Below are 16741 nucleotides of genomic sequence, written 5' to 3'. Positions count from 1 at the left end.
GCGGCACTAACTTTATTCTGACAGCAAGCGGCATAAATACCAATACGGACGCCTCAGAACATCCTCGAACCATCTCACATGCAAACCTCTGTCGGGGTTCGTACAATTTTTGGCATGAACACACCAATCTTCCACTCGCTTTGTTTCTTCCTGCTGGCCACCGCCACCGGCGTTGCTCAGTCGCCTCCTAACATCGTCATCGTCATGCCGGACGACATGGGCTACGGCGACATGGGTTGCACGGGCAACCCCGTCATCCGAACACCGCACCTGGATCGGCTGGCCAGCGAGAGTGCTCAGTTAACGGACTTCTATGTGAGCCCCGTGTGTTCACCGACGCGAGCCTGCCTGATGACGGGGCGGTACAACTATCGCACGCGAGTTGTCGATACTTTCAAAGGGCGTTCGATGATGGACCCCGAGGAAGTGACCATCGCCGAACGGCTGAAGCAGGCGGGTTACGCCACGGGCATCTTTGGCAAGTGGCATCTGGGCGACAACTATCCGCTGCGACCGCAGGATCAGGGTTTCGATGAAGTCCTGATTCACCGAGGCGGCGGGCTGGCTCAACCTTCCGAACCGATCGAAAACGAACGCCGCTACACCGATCCGATTCTGTTTCACAACGGCGAACAGGTACAGACAGAAGGCTACTGCACAGACGTGTATTTCGACGCGGCAATCGACTTCATGAAGCAAAGCCGCAAAGCGGGTAAGCCATTTTTTGTGTACCTTCCACCGAATGCCCCGCACGGACCTTACCACGACGTGCCGGAAGACCTGCTGAAGTACTATCAATCAATCGATTTGACTCCAGCACTGGGAAAGAACAAATCGGAAAAACACCGTGACAGCGTGGCACGAGTTTTCGCGATGGTCGAAAACATCGATCAGAACATGGGCCGTCTGGACGAATACCTAACCGACAGCGGTGAAAAACCGAACACGCTGGTGCTGTTCTTCACGGACAACGGGCCGAACACCAATCGTTACGTCGGACCGTTTCGAGAAATGAAGTCGTGGGTTCACGAGGGCGGAATTCGGACCGCGTTTTTTGCGCGCTGGCCTGGTCAGCTTGAGCCCGGCCACAAGAGCGACCGCATTGCCGCCCATATCGACGTGTTGCCAACCTTGCTGGCTGCGGCTGAAGTCGATACGCCCGCCGATGTGAAACTTGACGGACGCAACGTGCTGCCGCTGCTCACGGGAAAGGCTGACGACTGGCCCGATCGCGACCTGTTCCTGCAGACTCACCGAGGCGATGCGCCCGTGGAATTTCACCACTTTGGCATGAGGACTCAGGAATGGAAACTGGTCCACCCGACCGGCTTCGGCAACGAATCAATCACGAGGGACAAGCCGTTCGAGTTGTATCGGGTTGGCGATGACCCGGGTGAAGCAACCAACCTCGCGGATCGGCATCCGGAACTTCTGACCGATATGAAACGCCGCTATCACGCATGGTTAAAGGATGTCTCGTCGACTCGCCCGAACAACTACGCACCGCCGCGTATCATCATCGGTTCCGACAAAGAACGCACCTCGCATCTTTCGATTCAGGACTGGCGAGTAGGCGACAGCGCCGGCTGGGGCGCGAATGGCGTTTGGGAAGTCCGCGTAGTAGATGAAGGGCCGTACGACGCCACGATTCGCTGGGACAAGGCGATCGGCGATCATGACGTCACTTTACGAGTCGGCGACGCACGCTTTCGTGGCAAGCTGAGCCCTGAAGAATCAGAGGTCGCATTTTCAAACATCAAACTCCCGACCGGAGAAGCCGACATCAGCGTTGTGATTGGCCGGGGAGATCCCCGCCGCGATCAAGCGCCGCGTTTCGTGACATTGGAGCGGACGTAAGGCGGGTTCTGTCGGCGAACTCACGTTAGCTCGAGGGCACGAACGTTTCGAACGGTACTTATGACTGAAGCAACAGCGACGATTTCCGTGAATTCGGTTCGCAAATCCTTCGGAGCGATTCCGGCGGTTGATGGCGTATCGTTCGAAATTGCGCCGGGCGAAGCGTTCGGGTTGCTGGGGCCGAACGGAGCTGGAAAAACCACGACGCTAAGTATGCTGGTCGGCATCATCGCGCCGGACGCCGGAGACGTGCGAATCAACGGCGGCGATCCTGCCAACAAAGCAACTCGCCAGGGAATCGGCATCGCACCGCAGAGTCTGTCGTTGTACGAAGAGCTGACGGCAGCCGAAAATCTAAGCTTCTTCGCAAAGCTGTATGACTATTCAGGCAAACGACTGGCAGAACGAATCGAATGGGCGTTGGAGTTTGCTGCCTTGACGGATCGCAGTCAGCATCTGGTGAAGACCTATTCCGGCGGAATGAAACGTCGGCTGAACATGGCGGTGGCGCTAATCCACGACCCGCAGGTCATCCTGTTTGACGAACCCACGGTCGGCGTCGACCCGCAGTCGCGCAACCATATTTTTGATCGGATCGAACAGCTTAAAGACGGCGGACGAACGATCATCTATACAACTCACTACATGGAAGAAGCTCAACGACTGTGTGATCGCGTGGGCATTATGGATCAGGGAAAGTTGCTGGCGGTCGATACCGTGAATTCGCTGCTGAAGGCTCACGGCGGCGACTCAACGGTCGAAGGGCAATTGAATCCGGAGTGTCATTCTGCGGAATTCCCGGGACTAAAAGCAGACGGACGCTTCCGCTTCGAATCCGGCGATCCACTTCAGCAGGTGACTACTTTGGCAGCCGCTGGCGTTTCGTTTCAAACGCTGCAAATCCGGCAGCCGGATCTGGAAACCGTGTTTCTGTCGTTAACGGGACGCAGGTTGCGAGATGAGTGAACTCATATGAAACGCGTCCTTATTCTTGCCTTCAAAGATCTGAAGCTCATCACCCGCGACAAGTTGGGGATGTTCTTCATGCTGGGCTTTCCCATTTTGATGGCTCTGTTTTTCGGAACCATCATGGGAAACGCCGGAGCGTCCGGCAGTCGTTCGCTGAAGGTCGCGGTCGTTGACCTCGACAATTCAGACATGTCGCAGCGTTTTGTGGCGGCGTTAAAAGAAAACGATGTCGTCAGCGTGGCGGCAATGCCGGAAGACGAAGCCGTCAACAGCGTGCGGAAAGGCGACCATGTTGGTGTCGTCATCCTGCCCGCTGGTTTTGGCAAAACAGCAGGAATCCTGTGGGAATCGGGACCGGCGATTCGCATGGGACTCGACCCTTCTCGCAAAGCCGAAGCCGGCATGCTGCAGGGCATGGTCATGCAATCAATGGGGCAACTCGTGATGGCTCGGTTCCAGGATCCGGCCTTGATGCGAACAGTGATAGAGGATTCGAAAGCTGACATCAGCGGTGATGAGACGATCCCACCGGCCACGCGTCTGGTCTTGAACGGCCTGATGGATTCGCTGACGAACATGTTCGATTCGATTGAACGCGTGAACCTGGAGAACAGCGACAGCGATCAGTCGGCCAATTCTGGTTTCGGCGGTTTCGAACTCGCCAACATCGAACAAATCGACGTGTCGCGCGAGGTTGATCCGAACTCACGAGCGGCAGTTCTGAAGAAGGTCCGATCCGGCTGGGACATTAGTTTTCCCCTGTCGATGGTGTGGGCTGTTTTAGCCTGCGTGGCTGGCTTTGCGACGCTGATTGTTCGTGAACAGACGCTCGGCACAGACACGCGGCTGATGGTGGCTCCGGTTAATCGCGGTCAGTTGCTGGCAGGGAAGGGCGTTGCGTGTTTCATCTGCCTGACATGCGTGCTTTCAACGATGATTCTGATCGCTGTGGCACTTGGTATGCGACCGTTGCGCTGGGATTTGGTCGCGTTGGCAGTCGTCTCAATCGGCATCGGCTTTGTTGGCCTGATGCTGCCGATGTCGTTGATCGGAAAGACAGAACAGGCAGTGTCTGGCGCGGTTTGGGGCATCTGTACCGTGATGGCGATGTTCGGCGGCGGCATGATCCCCGTCGTTTTCATGCCAGACTTTGTTCAGAAGCTCAGCGACTACGTTCCGGTAAAATGGGCCGTGTATGCCATGGAAGGAGCGATCTGGCGTGGCTTCAGCTTTCGTGAGATGCTGGTCCCCTGCGGCCTGTTGGCGATCATCGGTGGCGTCGCGGGAACGGTTGGCGTGTATCTCATTTCGCGGCGGAACTAGCCATGATCCTGCACGTTGACATGGATGCGTTTTACGCATCGGTTGAAGAACGCGACGATCCAAGTCTTCGCGGGAAGCCTGTGATCGTCGGCGGGACGCCGGAAGGTCGCGGCGTTGTGGCGGCAGCGAACTACGCTGTTCGGAAGTTCGGCGTCCACAGTGCGATGGCCACGGCGAAGGCTCTAAAACTGTGTCCGGACGCAATCGTCCTGCGGCCTCGGATGGAACACTACTCGGCAGTATCGCAGAAAATTCGCGACATCTTCCATCGCTACACACCGCTGGTCGAACCGCTGTCGCTGGACGAAGCGTTTCTGGATGCAACGGGCAGTGCGAAGCTGTTCGGTTCGGTCGAAAAAATCGGTCGAGAGATCAAGGACGCCATTCGCGACGAACTGAATCTGGTCGCATCAGTAGGAGTCGCCCCGAACAAGTTTCTGGCCAAGTTGGCGAGTGACCTGGACAAGCCGGATGGGTTCACCGTCGTGCACCCTGATCGGATTCAGGAAGTTCTCGCCCCGCTATCGGTGAGTCGCATCTGGGGCGTCGGCAAGGTGACCAAACGAACGTTCGACCGGATCGGCATCAAGACGATTGGCCAGTTACGTGAACTTTCGCTGGAACGTCTTCAGGAAACATTCGGCCAAAGTGGTGCCCACTTCTGGAAGTTGGCTCGCGGAATCGACGACCGCAAAGTTGTGGCCGATCGAGAGACGAAATCGATTTCGCATGAGACGACGTTTCCCGAAGACGTGACGGATCTGGACGTGCTGAAGGCGTGGTTATTGGAACTCACCGAACAGGTGGCTCGCCGACTAAGGAAGCACAAACTGCACGGGAAGACCGTTCAGCTGAAAGTGCGTTACAGCAACTTCGATACATTTACGCGTTCAAAAAGCTTAGCTCACCCAACCGACGCCACGAATTCGCTGTGGGCGGTCGCGTCGGAATTGTTAACGAAACAGCTGCCCGATCGACCGTTGGTGGTGCGATTGCTGGGAATGGGCGTTTCCAACTTCCACAAACCGACCGCCGTGCAGCAGTCGTTGTTTGGTGACGAAGACGACGATGTTGAGGTTCCTCGCGATTCGAAGCTGGACACTGTGGCCGACCAAATTCGCAGCCGCTTCGGCAGCACATCCTTGCGGCGAGCCTCCACGGTCCAGCATGAAGCCGAACACAAGCCGCAACCGAGACCGGAATAGCGAACCTTCCCACATGTCCGCGGCTGAACGAGCATTTCGAGCACCGATTGCGGACAATGTGCCTATGCGTCAAGCAGCTCAGAGATGTTCTCAAGCGGGCGACCGATGGCCGCTTTTTTGCCATGGACGACAATCGGACGTTCGATCAATTTCGGATTGGCGGCGAGAACCGCTATCCACTCTTTGTCGGACAGCGACTTTTCGCCAAGCTGCAATTCGGCAAACAGCTTTTCCTTTTTGCGAACCAACTGTTCCGGCTTGATCCCCAGCCACTTCACGATCTGGCCCAGTTTCTTTTCGTCGGGCGGATCATCGAGGTACTTCACGCCCTCAAAGGGAATCCCTCGCGATTGAAGCAGTTCCAATGCGCTGCGAGACTTTGAACAGCGAGGGTTATGATAAATGGTCGTCATGCTGGCGTGATCCTTGATCGAAGGTTGTCGCATTTCAGGGCGGCAGGATACTTGAGCTCCCACGATTTTTCCTGTGAACTCGGGCATGATCTTTATCAGAGCGATCAGAATTCTTCGCTCCCCCTGCATCGCCAGCGACTATGTTGCTGCATTATAATCGTGCCCCCAAACAATCAGGCATCTTCGCGTACCGACCACCTTCCTCCCCGGAGCAAGCTATGAACAATCTCGCCTCAAACACACCCTCCACCCGTAGCACATCGCTAACCCGACGACAGGTTCTAAAAAGCGCCACCGCGGCCGCTGTGGGAGTGATCGGCAGCCCTGCGATCGTCCGCAGTGCTTCACTGAATTCGAAGCTGCAGGTTGCCTGCATCGGTGTCGGCGGCATGGGCGGCGCCACGATGAACAACGTCGCGTCGCATCCCAACGTGCAAATTACCGCGCTGTGTGATGTCGACTCGAAGTACCTCGCTGCTGCCTCAGGCAAACATCCTGACGCCTCAAAACACAAAGACTGGCGTGAGATGCTGGCGGACCACGCCGACAAGTTTGATGCAGTGACCATCGGCACGCCCGACCACATGCACGCCGCCCCAGCGGTCACCGCCATTCGTGCAAAGAAGCATCTGTACCTGCAAAAGCCGATGGCAACGACGCTGCACGAATGCCGTGTGATCACAAATGAAGCGGCCAAAGCGGGCGTCGTCACTCAGTTGGGCAACCAGGGGCGTTCGAGCATTGAGAGTCGGCATACGGTAGAACTCATTCGCAGCGGCGTGATCGGTAAGATCAAAGAAGTCATTCTGTGGGAAAACAAGAAGCTCAGTTGGTGGCCCAAAAACACAGACATCAGCGGCTCCGGCGACGCGGTCCCCAAAAGCCTCGATTGGGATCTGTGGCTGGGCGTACAAGCGTCTCGGCCTTACTTTGCGAGCACCTATCATCCGCAGACATGGCGTGGCTGGTATGGGTTTGGCGTCGGTGAAATGGGCGACATGGGCTGCCACCATTTCGACACCAGTTTCGACGCGTTGAAGTTGACGGCACCGCTTCGCGTACGGCAGACGACGCCAATCACAACCGGACCTCTGTGGGGCAAGCAGCGTCAGGTGGAACTTGTTTTCCCGGGAAGCGATATCACCGCTGCCGACACCGTCAAGTTGACTTGGCACGATGGCGACGTGCGACCGGACGCGAGCCGAATTCCGTTGCCGTCAGACGTCGAAAAATTGCCGGAATCCGGCACCTGCTGGATCGGTGAGAAAGGTGCGATTTTCAAGAACTATCGTGGTGGAAAGCCAGTTATGTTAGCTGATTCACCGTCTGCGACCAGCGTATCTTCAAGCGACCTGGGCAAACAGAACCACTACCATGACTGGGTGGACGCCGTCATCGAAAGCCGCAAGGCGTGCGGCGATTTCAGTCATGGCGGACCGCTCACCGAAGCCGTCCTGGTCGGTGCGATGGCCGACCGAATCGGCAACGACTGGCTTCACTGGGACCGCGCCAGCCAAACATTCACCAACAGCAAGGAAGCCACGGCGCTGGTCTCGCGAACCTATCGTGACGGATGGAGCGTCCCCGGACTCGGCTGATCACAAACCATTAGCACATGTGGCGGGAAGTCCTGTCAACGTGCGTCGTGTACAGCCGAATTGCAAACCGCTGGGTGGCCCGACCGACTTGTTCGGTCGGGTCGCGTAGCGACAAGATGTGATATCATACGAGTGGAACATTTCGAGGCACTCACCCCACACCTTCTGGCTGACCAGTATGGTTAAGCGGCGCGTTTACGATGCGCACAAACACATTCATTTTGTGACGTTCTCCTGTTACAAGCGGCGGAAACGCTCGCAGCATGATCAGGCGAATAGGATTATCATTGGAACCATGGGCAGCCGACTGGCCGTGCAGAAAGGTCTGTGCCTTGGATTCGTCATCATGCACGATCACGTCCACACTCTCGTGTGGTTCCCCGAGCCTCTTCAAATCAATCCGTTCATGAATAAGTGGAAGGAACTGACGTCCAAAACATTGAAGTCCGTGCTACGTGAGCGTTTCCCGAATTATTGGTCGCAGATCGATTCGTCCGAGCCGATCTGGCAGACACGTTACTACGGCTTCAACATTTGGTCACGCTCGAAGGTGGAGGAGAAACGGGATTACATGCACCTAAATCCCGTCCGGGCGGGTCTGGTGCAACGAGCCAACGACTGGCCATGGAGTTCGGCCCGCTGGTATCTGGAGCATCGATCTGTTGGCTTGCCGATTCGCTGGCCGCCGGGATTGGAACAGATGACCAGTTCGCAACCGATCTGTAGTCGACGCCCACGATGATCCATCTTGTGCCTGCGGCACCCAACCGCCACGAACGGCGGCCGGGCCACCGCGAACGCAGAGCACCAGAACACAGATCGCTTCCCACGCACGATCAGCCCTTGCCCGATCGTTTAACCCGCAGCCGAAGGCGCAGGCGCTGCTCACGCGGTCCCGTGCGTGGCAAGGCTTCTTGAGAACGTCAGAGGTTGCAGTATCGTTGTCGTGACCGGAATCCACCAAACAACCGTCAGAGCGCCGCCTGCGCCTTCGGCTGCGGGTTAAACGCGTAACCGTTCACATACCGGCAAGGCCAGTGGCACCCGGCAACGCATTCGCAGTAGTGCCGTCACGCTCGGATTGAAATGCAGAGGGGCGCAGAGCTGGCCAGGGGCTGCATTTCTCTCTGCGGTCCTCTGCGTCTTTGCGCACTCCGCGTTAACCCAACTTCCCCAGCAGCCGCACAAAATGTGGTTGCAGAGAATTTATTCCTCGTGTTTTTGTTATCGAAGTTTCAAAAGTCCAGCGTTTGAAATCTGAAACACGATGTAGTGACGACCTCTGATCTGGTTGGTCGGAGATCGGTCGGTAGCATTTGCGATCATGTTCATTCGCCAATGCCATCGGATCAAAAACGGTCGTCGCCACGCCTACTGGGCGCTGGTCGAATCGTATCGCTCGGCCAGTGGGCCGCGGCAGCGGGTGGTCGCGTGGCTGGGGAAGCTTGACGAAGCCGGTCGACTGGGCGTCCATCAGGCGGCGGAAGTTTTGGCCGGTAGCGATGAGGTTGCACCCGGTGTCACCGCTGATCAGTCACAACCGCTCAGTCGACAGATGCGATTCGAGTTCGATGATGATGCGTCTGCCGTGACTCCGCGATGGGTCGAAGTCAACGCCGCCGGAGTTCGTGTGGAAAACCTGCGACAGTTCGGCGGGCCGTGGATGGCTCTGCACCTGATTCGCACGCTGCAACTGGATACGTTCCTGAGCAACGCGATCCCTGAAGGTCGTGAACTGGTCGGCTGGGATGTGAGTTCGCTGATTCTGATCATTGCGCGGCTGCTCGAACCTGCCAGCGAACTCTTCACCGCCGAACAATGGTATCCGAAAACGGCACTGCGGGATCTGCTCGGCGTGAGCGAAGAACGTGTGAACGATAATCGGCTGTACCGCACACTCGATCAGCTGCTGCCGCACAAGGACGCATTGGAAACGCATCTGAAGAATCGCCTTGGCCATCTGTTCGATCTCGAATACGACCTGCTGATGTATGACGTCACCAGCACTTACTTCGAAGGTCAGGCCGAACGCAATCCGCTGGCTCAGCGTGGCTATTCGCGCGATAACCGCAGCGACTGCAAGCAGGTCTGCATCGGGCTGGTGGTGTCTCGATGCGGAATGCCGCTGGGATACAAGGTGTTTGCCGGCAATACGGCCGACGTTACTACCGTGGAACACATCGTCGAAACGATGGAAGCACGCTACGGGAAAAGCGATCGCATCTGGGTCATGGATCGCGGCATGGTGTCGGAAGACAACATCGAATTCCTGCGCGAAGGCGGTCGACGCTACATCGTCGGCACTCCCAAATCGATGCTGAAGAAGTTTGAACACGAGCTGCTGAAGGAAGACTGGACCAGCATTCGCGATGGCCTGGAAGTCAAGGTCGTGCCGTGGCCCGGCAGCGACGATCCGGATGAATCGGAAGACTGCAACACATCGCCGGAGACATTCATCCTGTGTCGCAGTCGCGATCGATCAAAGAAGGAAGAAGCGATCACACAGCGCTTCGAAAAGAAGATCGAAGAGTCGCTCATCCGCATGACGGCGCGGTGCGATAAACAGAAACGCGACCCGATGAAGGTCGAACGTGAGATCGGCCGGCTGCTCGGAAAGAACACTCGAGCGGCAAAGCTCTTCGACGTGAAAGTCACGAAGACAGATGACGGGGCCGCACGCATCGAATGGTCAAAGATCGAAGCTACGCGTGACTGGGCGACTCTGAGTTCCGGATGCTATCTGCTGCGAACGAATGTCAGCGACTGGTCCGACGAAGAACTTTGGAAGGCGTACATCCAACTGACCGAAGCGGAAGCCGCGTTCCGAATCCACAAAAGCGATCTTTCGATCCGCCCGATCTGGCATCAGAAGGAGGACCGTGTTCTGGCACACATCTTCGTGTGTTTTCTGGCGTATGTGTTGTGGAAGACGCTCGGCCAGCTGTGCAGCAAAGCAGGGCTGGGCGACGAACCGCGCCGTGTGCTTGCGGAGCTGTCGGAGATCCGTTCGATGGACGTCGTCCTGCCCACTCGCACCGGCCCGGAGATCCGCACCCGCTGCGTGTCAAAGCCCTCCGACCATCAACAGATTCTTCTGGAAAAGCTGAGCCTCAAACTGCCCTCAAAAATAATCCAAAAGCAAATGTAGTGGAAACTTTTCGCCGCTCACCCCACAAAACACTGCCTTCGTGACTCGAGTTGGCGAAGTTGGGCTAACCAAACCTGTGTGGCCGCGTTGTGATGACAGTGGTCGAGATGCAAGGAAAAGTGACGAGGCGACAGATGTCGTCGAGGAGCGCTGACGCCGCAGATCGGCTGCTGTCGTCGCAACCCTCCGGGACGCTTGTGTTTCCGCCTCAGGCGGCGTCGTTCGTCGTCGACGACATTTGTCGCCTCCTTCTCACTTCTTGCCTGAAACGAAACCACAAACGTCGCGGCTCACACAGGTTTTGTTAGCGGTTCTAAGCCTGCCCAATTCGCTTTTTGGCCTCGCATTCCTCGGCATCCGCTTTCAATGCCGCCGCTTGCTGAAGAATGCGGGTGATACGCCGAGATTTCCCTGCTTTCGGAGTCCAGCGTCGCAGTTTTCGATGTGCGTGCTGGGCAGGAGCAATCGTGTGGGGGCTAGAGCCGTTTCCCACTTGTTGTGGACGGCTTGGGCTCGTGGGACACAGCCTCCATCGTCCGAAACGCCTGTTCCGCGGCCACAAGTCAGCGAGGTTCACTGTGACGTTGTCCGGCAGGATCGCAACGGGAAAGCCGACTTGGAAGCAGTCTGCAACACCGCACCGTGGCGAATGCCGGTTATTTACTCGGCATCACAGCCTGTCACGCACGAATCGCCTGGACTAATTCAAACTGTTCGAAGGCTAACTGCATGTCCGGGTGAAACTGGTGCTGGGTTTCGGTTAGGACTCTGCGGAAATAGGCTTCGTGTGCAGTCCTCCAATATTGCAGCGAACCGTCTCCTTCTCCTTCCATTGCGGCATGTTCTTCCGTGACTTCTCGGAATCGGAGAAATTCAATCTGCACAGTGCGAATGATGGCCACGGGCTGGCCGGACCAGCCCGTGACAACGTTCCAATCGCCCGGCTTGGGCAGCGCTACTCCTTCTGTTTCCAGTTCTGCCAAGGAACAGCAGGTCGCCCGTTTTCGACCGGCGACGACTAATTCAGCGCACTCGTTGGCGTCTTGTTCGTTGTCGCAAAAATGAAACACGGCCGTTGGCGTTTGAGGAATCTCTTCCCTCAGATCGGGCTGAAGCCGGAACGTCTTCCAGGCTAAGGCGACGGCGCTATTCATGGGTGCGTTTTACAAGTTGAAGTGCAGGGAGGACGATTCACAGCGAAGGTTGATCGTTCACTGACGAAATCAGAAGTCGGGTGCATTCCGGATCCGGCGATTCTATACTCCCGCCATGAGCAAAACACCCATCAATAATGAGGAACTGGACGACTGGCTGAGCACTCCGACGGACGGTCTGCGCGAATCGATGCGATCGGTATTTGGTGACGTAATTGTGCTGGGCGCCGCTGGTAAAATGGGGCCGACGCTGGCTCGAATGGTTCGTCGAGCGTTGCCGGACAGTCAGCAGGTGATCGCCGTTTCTCGCTTCAGCAATGATGCGGCGAAGGCTGAGTTGGAACAGCATGGCGTCCGCACCATCCGCTGCGATTTGTTGAACCGTGACGAAGTGACAGCATTGCCCGATGCTCCGAATGTGATCTTCATGGCGGGCCATAAGTTCGGAACCGGCGATCGTCCGGATCTTACCTGGATGATGAATGCGGTCGTACCGGCGAATGTGGGCGAACGCTACAAGGACTCTCGGATTGTCATGTTTTCAACTGGCTGCGTGTACCCGTTGGTCGACGTCAACAGCGGTGGATCGGTGGAGACGGATGTCTTGGGGCCGCCCGGGGAATACGCCAATTCGTGCGTGGCTCGAGAACGAATCTTCAGCTACTACGCTCGCGAATTCGGCACGCCCGTTTTGCTGTTCCGGCTAAACTATGCCGTCGATCTCCGGTATGGAGTGTTACACGACGTGGCGACAAAAGTGCTGAATCGCCAGCCGATCGATGTGGCAATGGGCCACGTAAACGTCATCTGGCAGGGCGACGCAAACGCTCGCGCACTGCAGTGTCTCGCTCATGCTGAGTCACCGGCCGCCGCGATGAACGTCACTGGTCGGGAACTGGTTTCGGTTCGTGAACTCGCGATGCGGTTCGGCGAATTGTTCGGCGTGTCACCGGAAATTACAGGGGCAGAAGCAGATACGGCGTGGCTGTCGAATGCATCAAAATCATTCGACCACTTCGGCGACGTGTCGGTGTCGCTCGACGAGATGATTCAGGCCACGGCAGGCTGGCTGCAACAGGGAGGAGCGTCATTGGGCAAGCCGACTCATTTCGAAACTCGGGACGGGAAGTTCTGACCGCTGCTTACTACGCATGGCGGGTTTGTCTGAGATCAAATCTCGGCTTCGAATGTCCGCAACCTGATCTGTTCGAATCGAGCCTCACACCCTGTCCAACCACGCACAGGCTCGCTAGATTTACAGTGGCAACCTACCACGCCCAGTAACGCACGGAGCACTCTCATGGCAGGCCGGATGAAGTCATCAACCAAATCGCAGAACAGCGGCAGCGGCAAAAAGAAAAAGGTCAACGTATTCCATCAGCGGCTGGGTTCACTGACATACTACCAAGCCTGTCAAATGCTCGGCGACGACGGAGCGAAACTCATTCAGTCTGGCGGGCAGAAGTTCGAAGTGCTTTCGGATCGAGACGTGTTCCTGGGTGGTGATTTGTTCCGGGTTCGAGTGGAAGATGCGGAAGTTCATGGTGGTGTGGCCATCGCGACGATGACACTTCAATCGAGTCGGGCCAAACAGCTGCAGTGCAACTGCGATCAATGCAACGTTCCCTGCGAACATCTCGGCACGGCAGTTGAATTCCTGTTGGATGCCAGGTCGGAACTCGGCCTGGCTATGCCGCCGGATATGTCAGTGCCGTTGGAGAATCTGACCGAATCCGAATTGCTGCACCGAGCCGTCGCTGAACGGCAGGCGCGTGCCGCAAAGGAATCCATGAAGGTTCGGTCGATGAACACCGAAAAACCATGGGTCGATTACGTCGTAACCAGCCAGCAGTCGGGACGCAGTTATCGAGTCGCCTTGCGAGGCCTTGGGGCGGGCGAGTCGTACTGCACGTGTCCCGATTTCAAAACCAATCATCTGGGCACGTGCAAACATATTCTGCATGTGCAGACCAAAGTCCAGAAACGCTTCGCAAAGAAAAATCTGAAACCGTATCGCAGAAAACGACTGTCGGTTCGCATCAGCTACGGGGCTGCTCAGGGAATCATCTTCAACTTGCCTCATAAGGCAGACGAGAAGGTTGAAGAAATTGTAGGCAATGCGGATCAAGTTCCACTGACCAACGCCAGCGATGCGGTGCATCGTATCCGGGCTTTGGAAGAGGCAGGGCATCGCGTCACCATCTTCCCTGACGCTGAACAGTATATTCAACGCAAGTTGGTAAGCGAGCGTGTCCGCAAAGAGTGCGAGGAACTACGCAAGAACACGAAAACTCACCCGCTGCGCAAACGATTGCTTAAGGCCGAACTGCTGCCGTATCAGTTGGACGGAATCGCGTTCGCCGCAGGCGCTGGTCGAGCGATCCTTGCGGATGATATGGGGTTGGGGAAAACCATTCAGGGCATCGGAGTTGCCGAACTGTTGGCTCAACTTGCTGACATTAAGCGAGTGCTGGTCGTGTGTCCGGCGTCACTGAAGAGCCAGTGGCGCAACGAGATCGTGAAATTCAGCGGCCGTTCGACTCAGATCGTCCTGGGAAACGGAGTCGAACGCGTCGAGCAGTACAGCAGCGATACCTTCTTCACCATCTGTAACTACGAACAGGTGCTGCGAGATGTGACGGCTATCGAAACGGTGCCGTGGGATCTCATTATTCTGGACGAAGGTCAACGCATCAAGAATTGGGAATCGAAGACCAGCAATATGATTCGTATGCTGGACAGTCCGTTCCGTCTGGTGCTGTCTGGTACGCCGTTGGAAAACCGCCTGGGCGAACTGTATACGGTCACCAGGTTCGTGGACGACGAACTGCTGGGGCCGGCGTATCAGTTCTTCAACAAACACCACATTGTCGACGAACGTGGGAGCACCCAGGGCTATCATCGGCTGGACGAACTGCGAGACAAGATGTCGCGCGTGCTGCTTCGACGGACGCGAGCGGAAATCGCAGACCAGTTGCCTGAACGGACGGACGAAGTGGTCCGCATTGAAGCGACTCAGGAGCAGTACGACATTCAGGCTGCCAATTGTGCTCGAGCTGCTCAGATTGCGGCCAAGAAATTCATGACGGAAATGGATCGCCTTGTCCTGATGAGCTGCCTGACAAACGCGCGGATGGCCTGCGACAGCACGTACCTGCTGGATCAGGAGCAGCAGGAATACAGCAGCAAGCTGGAACGTTTGACTGAACTGCTGACGACTTTGTTTGACGATCCAACTCGCAAAATTGTGCTGTTCAGCGAATGGAAAAGGATGCTGGACCGTATCGAATCTCGCATCGAAGACCTCGGAGCCGACTACGTGCGCTTGGACGGCAACGTGCCTCAGAAAAAGCGGGCTTCGCTTATCGCGAGATTCCAGAATGATCCCGAATGCCGAGTCATCTGCATGACCAACGCCGGTTCGACAGGTTTGAATCTGCAGGCGGCCAACACCGTGATCAACGTTGACCTGCCGTGGAATCCGGCTGTGCTGGAACAGCGTATCGCTCGGGCCTACCGGATGGGCCAGAAGAATCCAGTTCACATCTATAAACTTGTGACGGTCAGCCCGAATTCCGACGCGACTCTTGAAGAACGGCTGCTGGATACTCTGGCCGCCAAACAGGGCCTGGCGGATGCGTCGCTGAACTTTGACAGCGATATCAGTGAAGTGGCCATGGTCAGCGGCATGGAAGATCTCAAACGCCGCTTGGAAGTCGTGCTCAACCCACCGCGTAAGCCGGTCGATGAAAGCCAGCAGCGTAAAGTCGAAGCCGAAGCTAAGCGACTTGCCGAAAAACGTGAGAAGGTGTCTCAAGCCAGTGGCAGCCTGATCTCCGCCGCGCTGTCATTGGCTGGAGAACTTATCGACAGCCATTCTGAAAAAACGCCGAGCGAAACCTCGGTCAACGCACTGGCGGAAAAACTGTCGCAGTGTGTCGACCGTGATGCCGACGGCCGACCGCAACTTACAATTAGTCTTCCGAACGAAGATGCTTTGAAGGGCCTGGCGGCGACGCTGGCCCGATTGCTGGAAACATAAGTTATGTCCAATAAGTCAGAGTCAAACACTCGTGAAACATTAATGCGCGGTCAGTGCATTCCCGCTAATCCTTTGGCGTTAGACGCCAGTGGCAAGCTGGACGAACGTCATCAGCGGGCAATCACGCGATACTACCTTGCGGCAGGCGTCGGCGGTGTCGCTGTCGGCGTGCATACGACGCAGTTTGCGATTCGTGATCCCAAGGTCGACCTGCTGAAACCCGTGCTAACACTGGCGGCGGAAGAAGTGGCTGCCAGCGGTCGCGACGTGCTGCAGGTCGGTGGGATTTGCGGCGCTACAAAGCAGGCCACAGCAGAAGCGGCATTGCTGACGGATCTCGGCTACCACGCGGGTTTGTTGAGTCTCGCGGCACTGCCGGATGCCAGCGAAGATGAATTGATCGAACATGCAAAAGCAGTTGGCGACACGATTCCGCTGATCGGCTTCTATCTGCAACCGGCCGTGGGAGGTCGCTTGTTGTCGTATGAGTTCTGGCGGCGTTTTGTAGAAATCGAAGCGGTGGTCGCCATCAAAGTGGCGGCGTTTAACCGTTACCAAACTCTGGATGTCATGCGAGCCGTCGCGGATTCCGGGCGAGACGACATTGCGATGTACACCGGCAACGACGACAACATCGTGGGCGACTTGATTACGCCGTTTCGGTTTGGTGAACGCACTGTCAGCTTTGTTGGCGGTTTACTCGGGCACTGGGCTGTGTGGACGAAGCGAGCTGTCGAATTGCAGCAACGTTGTCATCAGGAAGCCGCGTCGGCTGATCTGCTGCAGCTGGGTGTGGAAGTCACTGATTGCAATGCGGCCTTCTTCGATGCAGACAACAGTTTCCACGGCTGCATCGCCGGACTGCACGAAGTGTTGCATCGACAGGGCTTGATGGAGACGACTCGGTGTCTGGATCCTGACGAACGGCTTTCGCCAGGACAGAAGGAATACATCGATCGCGTCTATGCCGCTTATCCGCACTTACATGATGATGCGTTCGTGGCTGAGCATCGTGATGAGTGGCTTCGCTAA

12 protein-coding genes are annotated in these 16741 nt (G+C 56.6%); 10 read left to right on the top strand and 2 right to left on the bottom strand.

What is annotated here, in order from left to right:
• Positions 1-114 precede the first annotated feature (114 nt).
• Genes Fuma_RS27465 through dinB form a run of 4 tightly spaced genes read left to right on the top strand, consistent with a single transcriptional unit; the run spans position 115 to position 5354 of the window.
• Entirely contained in the window at positions 115-1857 is a 1743-nt protein-coding gene (locus Fuma_RS27465; RefSeq protein WP_077026932.1) for an arylsulfatase, read from the top strand.
• 60 nt (positions 1858-1917) lie between these two features.
• The gene (locus tag Fuma_RS27460) at positions 1918-2823 is read left to right on the top strand and encodes an ABC transporter ATP-binding protein (protein ID WP_077026931.1); all 906 of its coding nucleotides are present in this window, start codon (positions 1918-1920) and stop codon (positions 2821-2823) included.
• 6 nt (positions 2824-2829) lie between these two features.
• A complete protein-coding gene (locus Fuma_RS27455) occupies positions 2830-4149 on the top strand; it encodes an ABC transporter permease (RefSeq protein WP_077026930.1) in 1320 nt (439 codons plus the stop codon).
• A 2-nt stretch (positions 4150-4151) separates the two neighbouring features.
• A complete protein-coding gene (gene dinB, locus Fuma_RS27450; protein ID WP_077026929.1) occupies positions 4152-5354 on the top strand; it encodes a DNA polymerase IV in 1203 nt (400 codons plus the stop codon).
• Positions 5355-5416: 62 nt separating this feature from the next.
• Here the strand turns inward: dinB and arsC are convergent, their stop codons facing one another.
• Positions 5417-5767 carry an arsenate reductase (glutaredoxin) gene (gene arsC, locus Fuma_RS27445; RefSeq protein WP_077028588.1) on the bottom strand — a complete coding sequence of 117 codons (351 nt, stop codon included), beginning with the start codon at positions 5765-5767 and terminating at the stop codon, positions 5417-5419.
• A 218-nt stretch (positions 5768-5985) separates the two neighbouring features.
• On the opposite strand from arsC, the gene Fuma_RS27440 reads away from it, so the two are divergent.
• The 3 genes from Fuma_RS27440 (at position 5986) to Fuma_RS27430 (ending at position 10513) form a co-directional block, all read left to right on the top strand.
• Positions 5986-7365, top strand: coding sequence for a Gfo/Idh/MocA family protein (locus Fuma_RS27440; protein WP_158521157.1), 1380 nt, complete (start codon positions 5986-5988; stop codon positions 7363-7365).
• Between the two features lie 178 nt (positions 7366-7543).
• Positions 7544-8107, top strand: a complete 564-nt coding sequence (locus Fuma_RS27435) for an REP-associated tyrosine transposase (RefSeq protein ID WP_077026927.1) — start codon at positions 7544-7546, stop codon at positions 8105-8107.
• 582 nt (positions 8108-8689) lie between these two features.
• The gene (locus Fuma_RS27430) at positions 8690-10513 is read left to right on the top strand and encodes an IS1634 family transposase (protein WP_077023619.1); all 1824 of its coding nucleotides are present in this window, start codon (positions 8690-8692) and stop codon (positions 10511-10513) included.
• A gap of 680 nt (positions 10514-11193) precedes the next feature.
• Here Fuma_RS27430 and Fuma_RS27425 read toward each other — a convergent pair.
• Positions 11194-11667, bottom strand: a complete 474-nt coding sequence (locus Fuma_RS27425; RefSeq protein WP_077026926.1) for an ASCH domain-containing protein — start codon at positions 11665-11667, stop codon at positions 11194-11196.
• Positions 11668-11782: 115 nt separating this feature from the next.
• Between Fuma_RS27425 and Fuma_RS27420 the strand changes: the two genes are divergently transcribed.
• The 3 genes from Fuma_RS27420 (at position 11783) to Fuma_RS27410 (ending at position 16741) form a co-directional block, all read left to right on the top strand.
• Entirely contained in the window at positions 11783-12802 is a 1020-nt protein-coding gene (locus Fuma_RS27420) for an NAD-dependent epimerase/dehydratase family protein (protein WP_077026925.1), read from the top strand.
• 177 nt (positions 12803-12979) lie between these two features.
• Complete coding sequence (locus Fuma_RS27415) at positions 12980-15709, top strand: DEAD/DEAH box helicase (protein ID WP_077028587.1); 2730 nt, start codon at positions 12980-12982, stop codon at positions 15707-15709.
• Between the two features lie 3 nt (positions 15710-15712).
• Positions 15713-16741 carry a dihydrodipicolinate synthase family protein gene (locus Fuma_RS27410; RefSeq protein ID WP_077026924.1) on the top strand — a complete coding sequence of 343 codons (1029 nt, stop codon included), beginning with the start codon at positions 15713-15715 and terminating at the stop codon, positions 16739-16741.

The sequence above is a fragment of the Fuerstiella marisgermanici genome, assembly GCF_001983935.1.
GTDB lineage: Bacteria > Planctomycetota > Planctomycetia > Planctomycetales > Planctomycetaceae > Fuerstiella > Fuerstiella marisgermanici.
Note: the sequence above shows the minus strand (reverse complement) of the source record. Positions and strands in the feature narration are given on the sequence as shown.

Excerpts from the sequence above, each read along its gene's own strand:
- Fuma_RS27410 (WP_077026924.1), top strand. The coding sequence starts at position 15,713 with ATGTCCAATAAGTCAGAGTCAAACACTCGTGAAACATTAATGCGCGGT.
- Fuma_RS27430 (WP_077023619.1), top strand. The coding sequence starts at position 8,690 with ATGTTCATTCGCCAATGCCATCGGATCAAAAACGGTCGTCGCCACGCC.
- Fuma_RS27465 (WP_077026932.1), top strand. The coding sequence starts at position 115 with ATGAACACACCAATCTTCCACTCGCTTTGTTTCTTCCTGCTGGCCACC.
- Fuma_RS27440 (WP_158521157.1), top strand. The coding sequence starts at position 5,986 with ATGAACAATCTCGCCTCAAACACACCCTCCACCCGTAGCACATCGCTA.
- arsC (WP_077028588.1), bottom strand. The coding sequence starts at position 5,767 with ATGACGACCATTTATCATAACCCTCGCTGTTCAAAGTCTCGCAGCGCA.
- Fuma_RS27415 (WP_077028587.1), top strand. The coding sequence starts at position 12,980 with ATGAAGTCATCAACCAAATCGCAGAACAGCGGCAGCGGCAAAAAGAAA.
- Fuma_RS27420 (WP_077026925.1), top strand. The coding sequence starts at position 11,783 with ATGAGCAAAACACCCATCAATAATGAGGAACTGGACGACTGGCTGAGC.
- Fuma_RS27455 (WP_077026930.1), top strand. The coding sequence starts at position 2,830 with ATGAAACGCGTCCTTATTCTTGCCTTCAAAGATCTGAAGCTCATCACC.
- Fuma_RS27460 (WP_077026931.1), top strand. The coding sequence starts at position 1,918 with ATGACTGAAGCAACAGCGACGATTTCCGTGAATTCGGTTCGCAAATCC.
- Fuma_RS27425 (WP_077026926.1), bottom strand. The coding sequence starts at position 11,667 with ATGAATAGCGCCGTCGCCTTAGCCTGGAAGACGTTCCGGCTTCAGCCC.
- dinB (WP_077026929.1), top strand. The coding sequence starts at position 4,152 with ATGATCCTGCACGTTGACATGGATGCGTTTTACGCATCGGTTGAAGAA.
- Fuma_RS27435 (WP_077026927.1), top strand. The coding sequence starts at position 7,544 with ATGGTTAAGCGGCGCGTTTACGATGCGCACAAACACATTCATTTTGTG.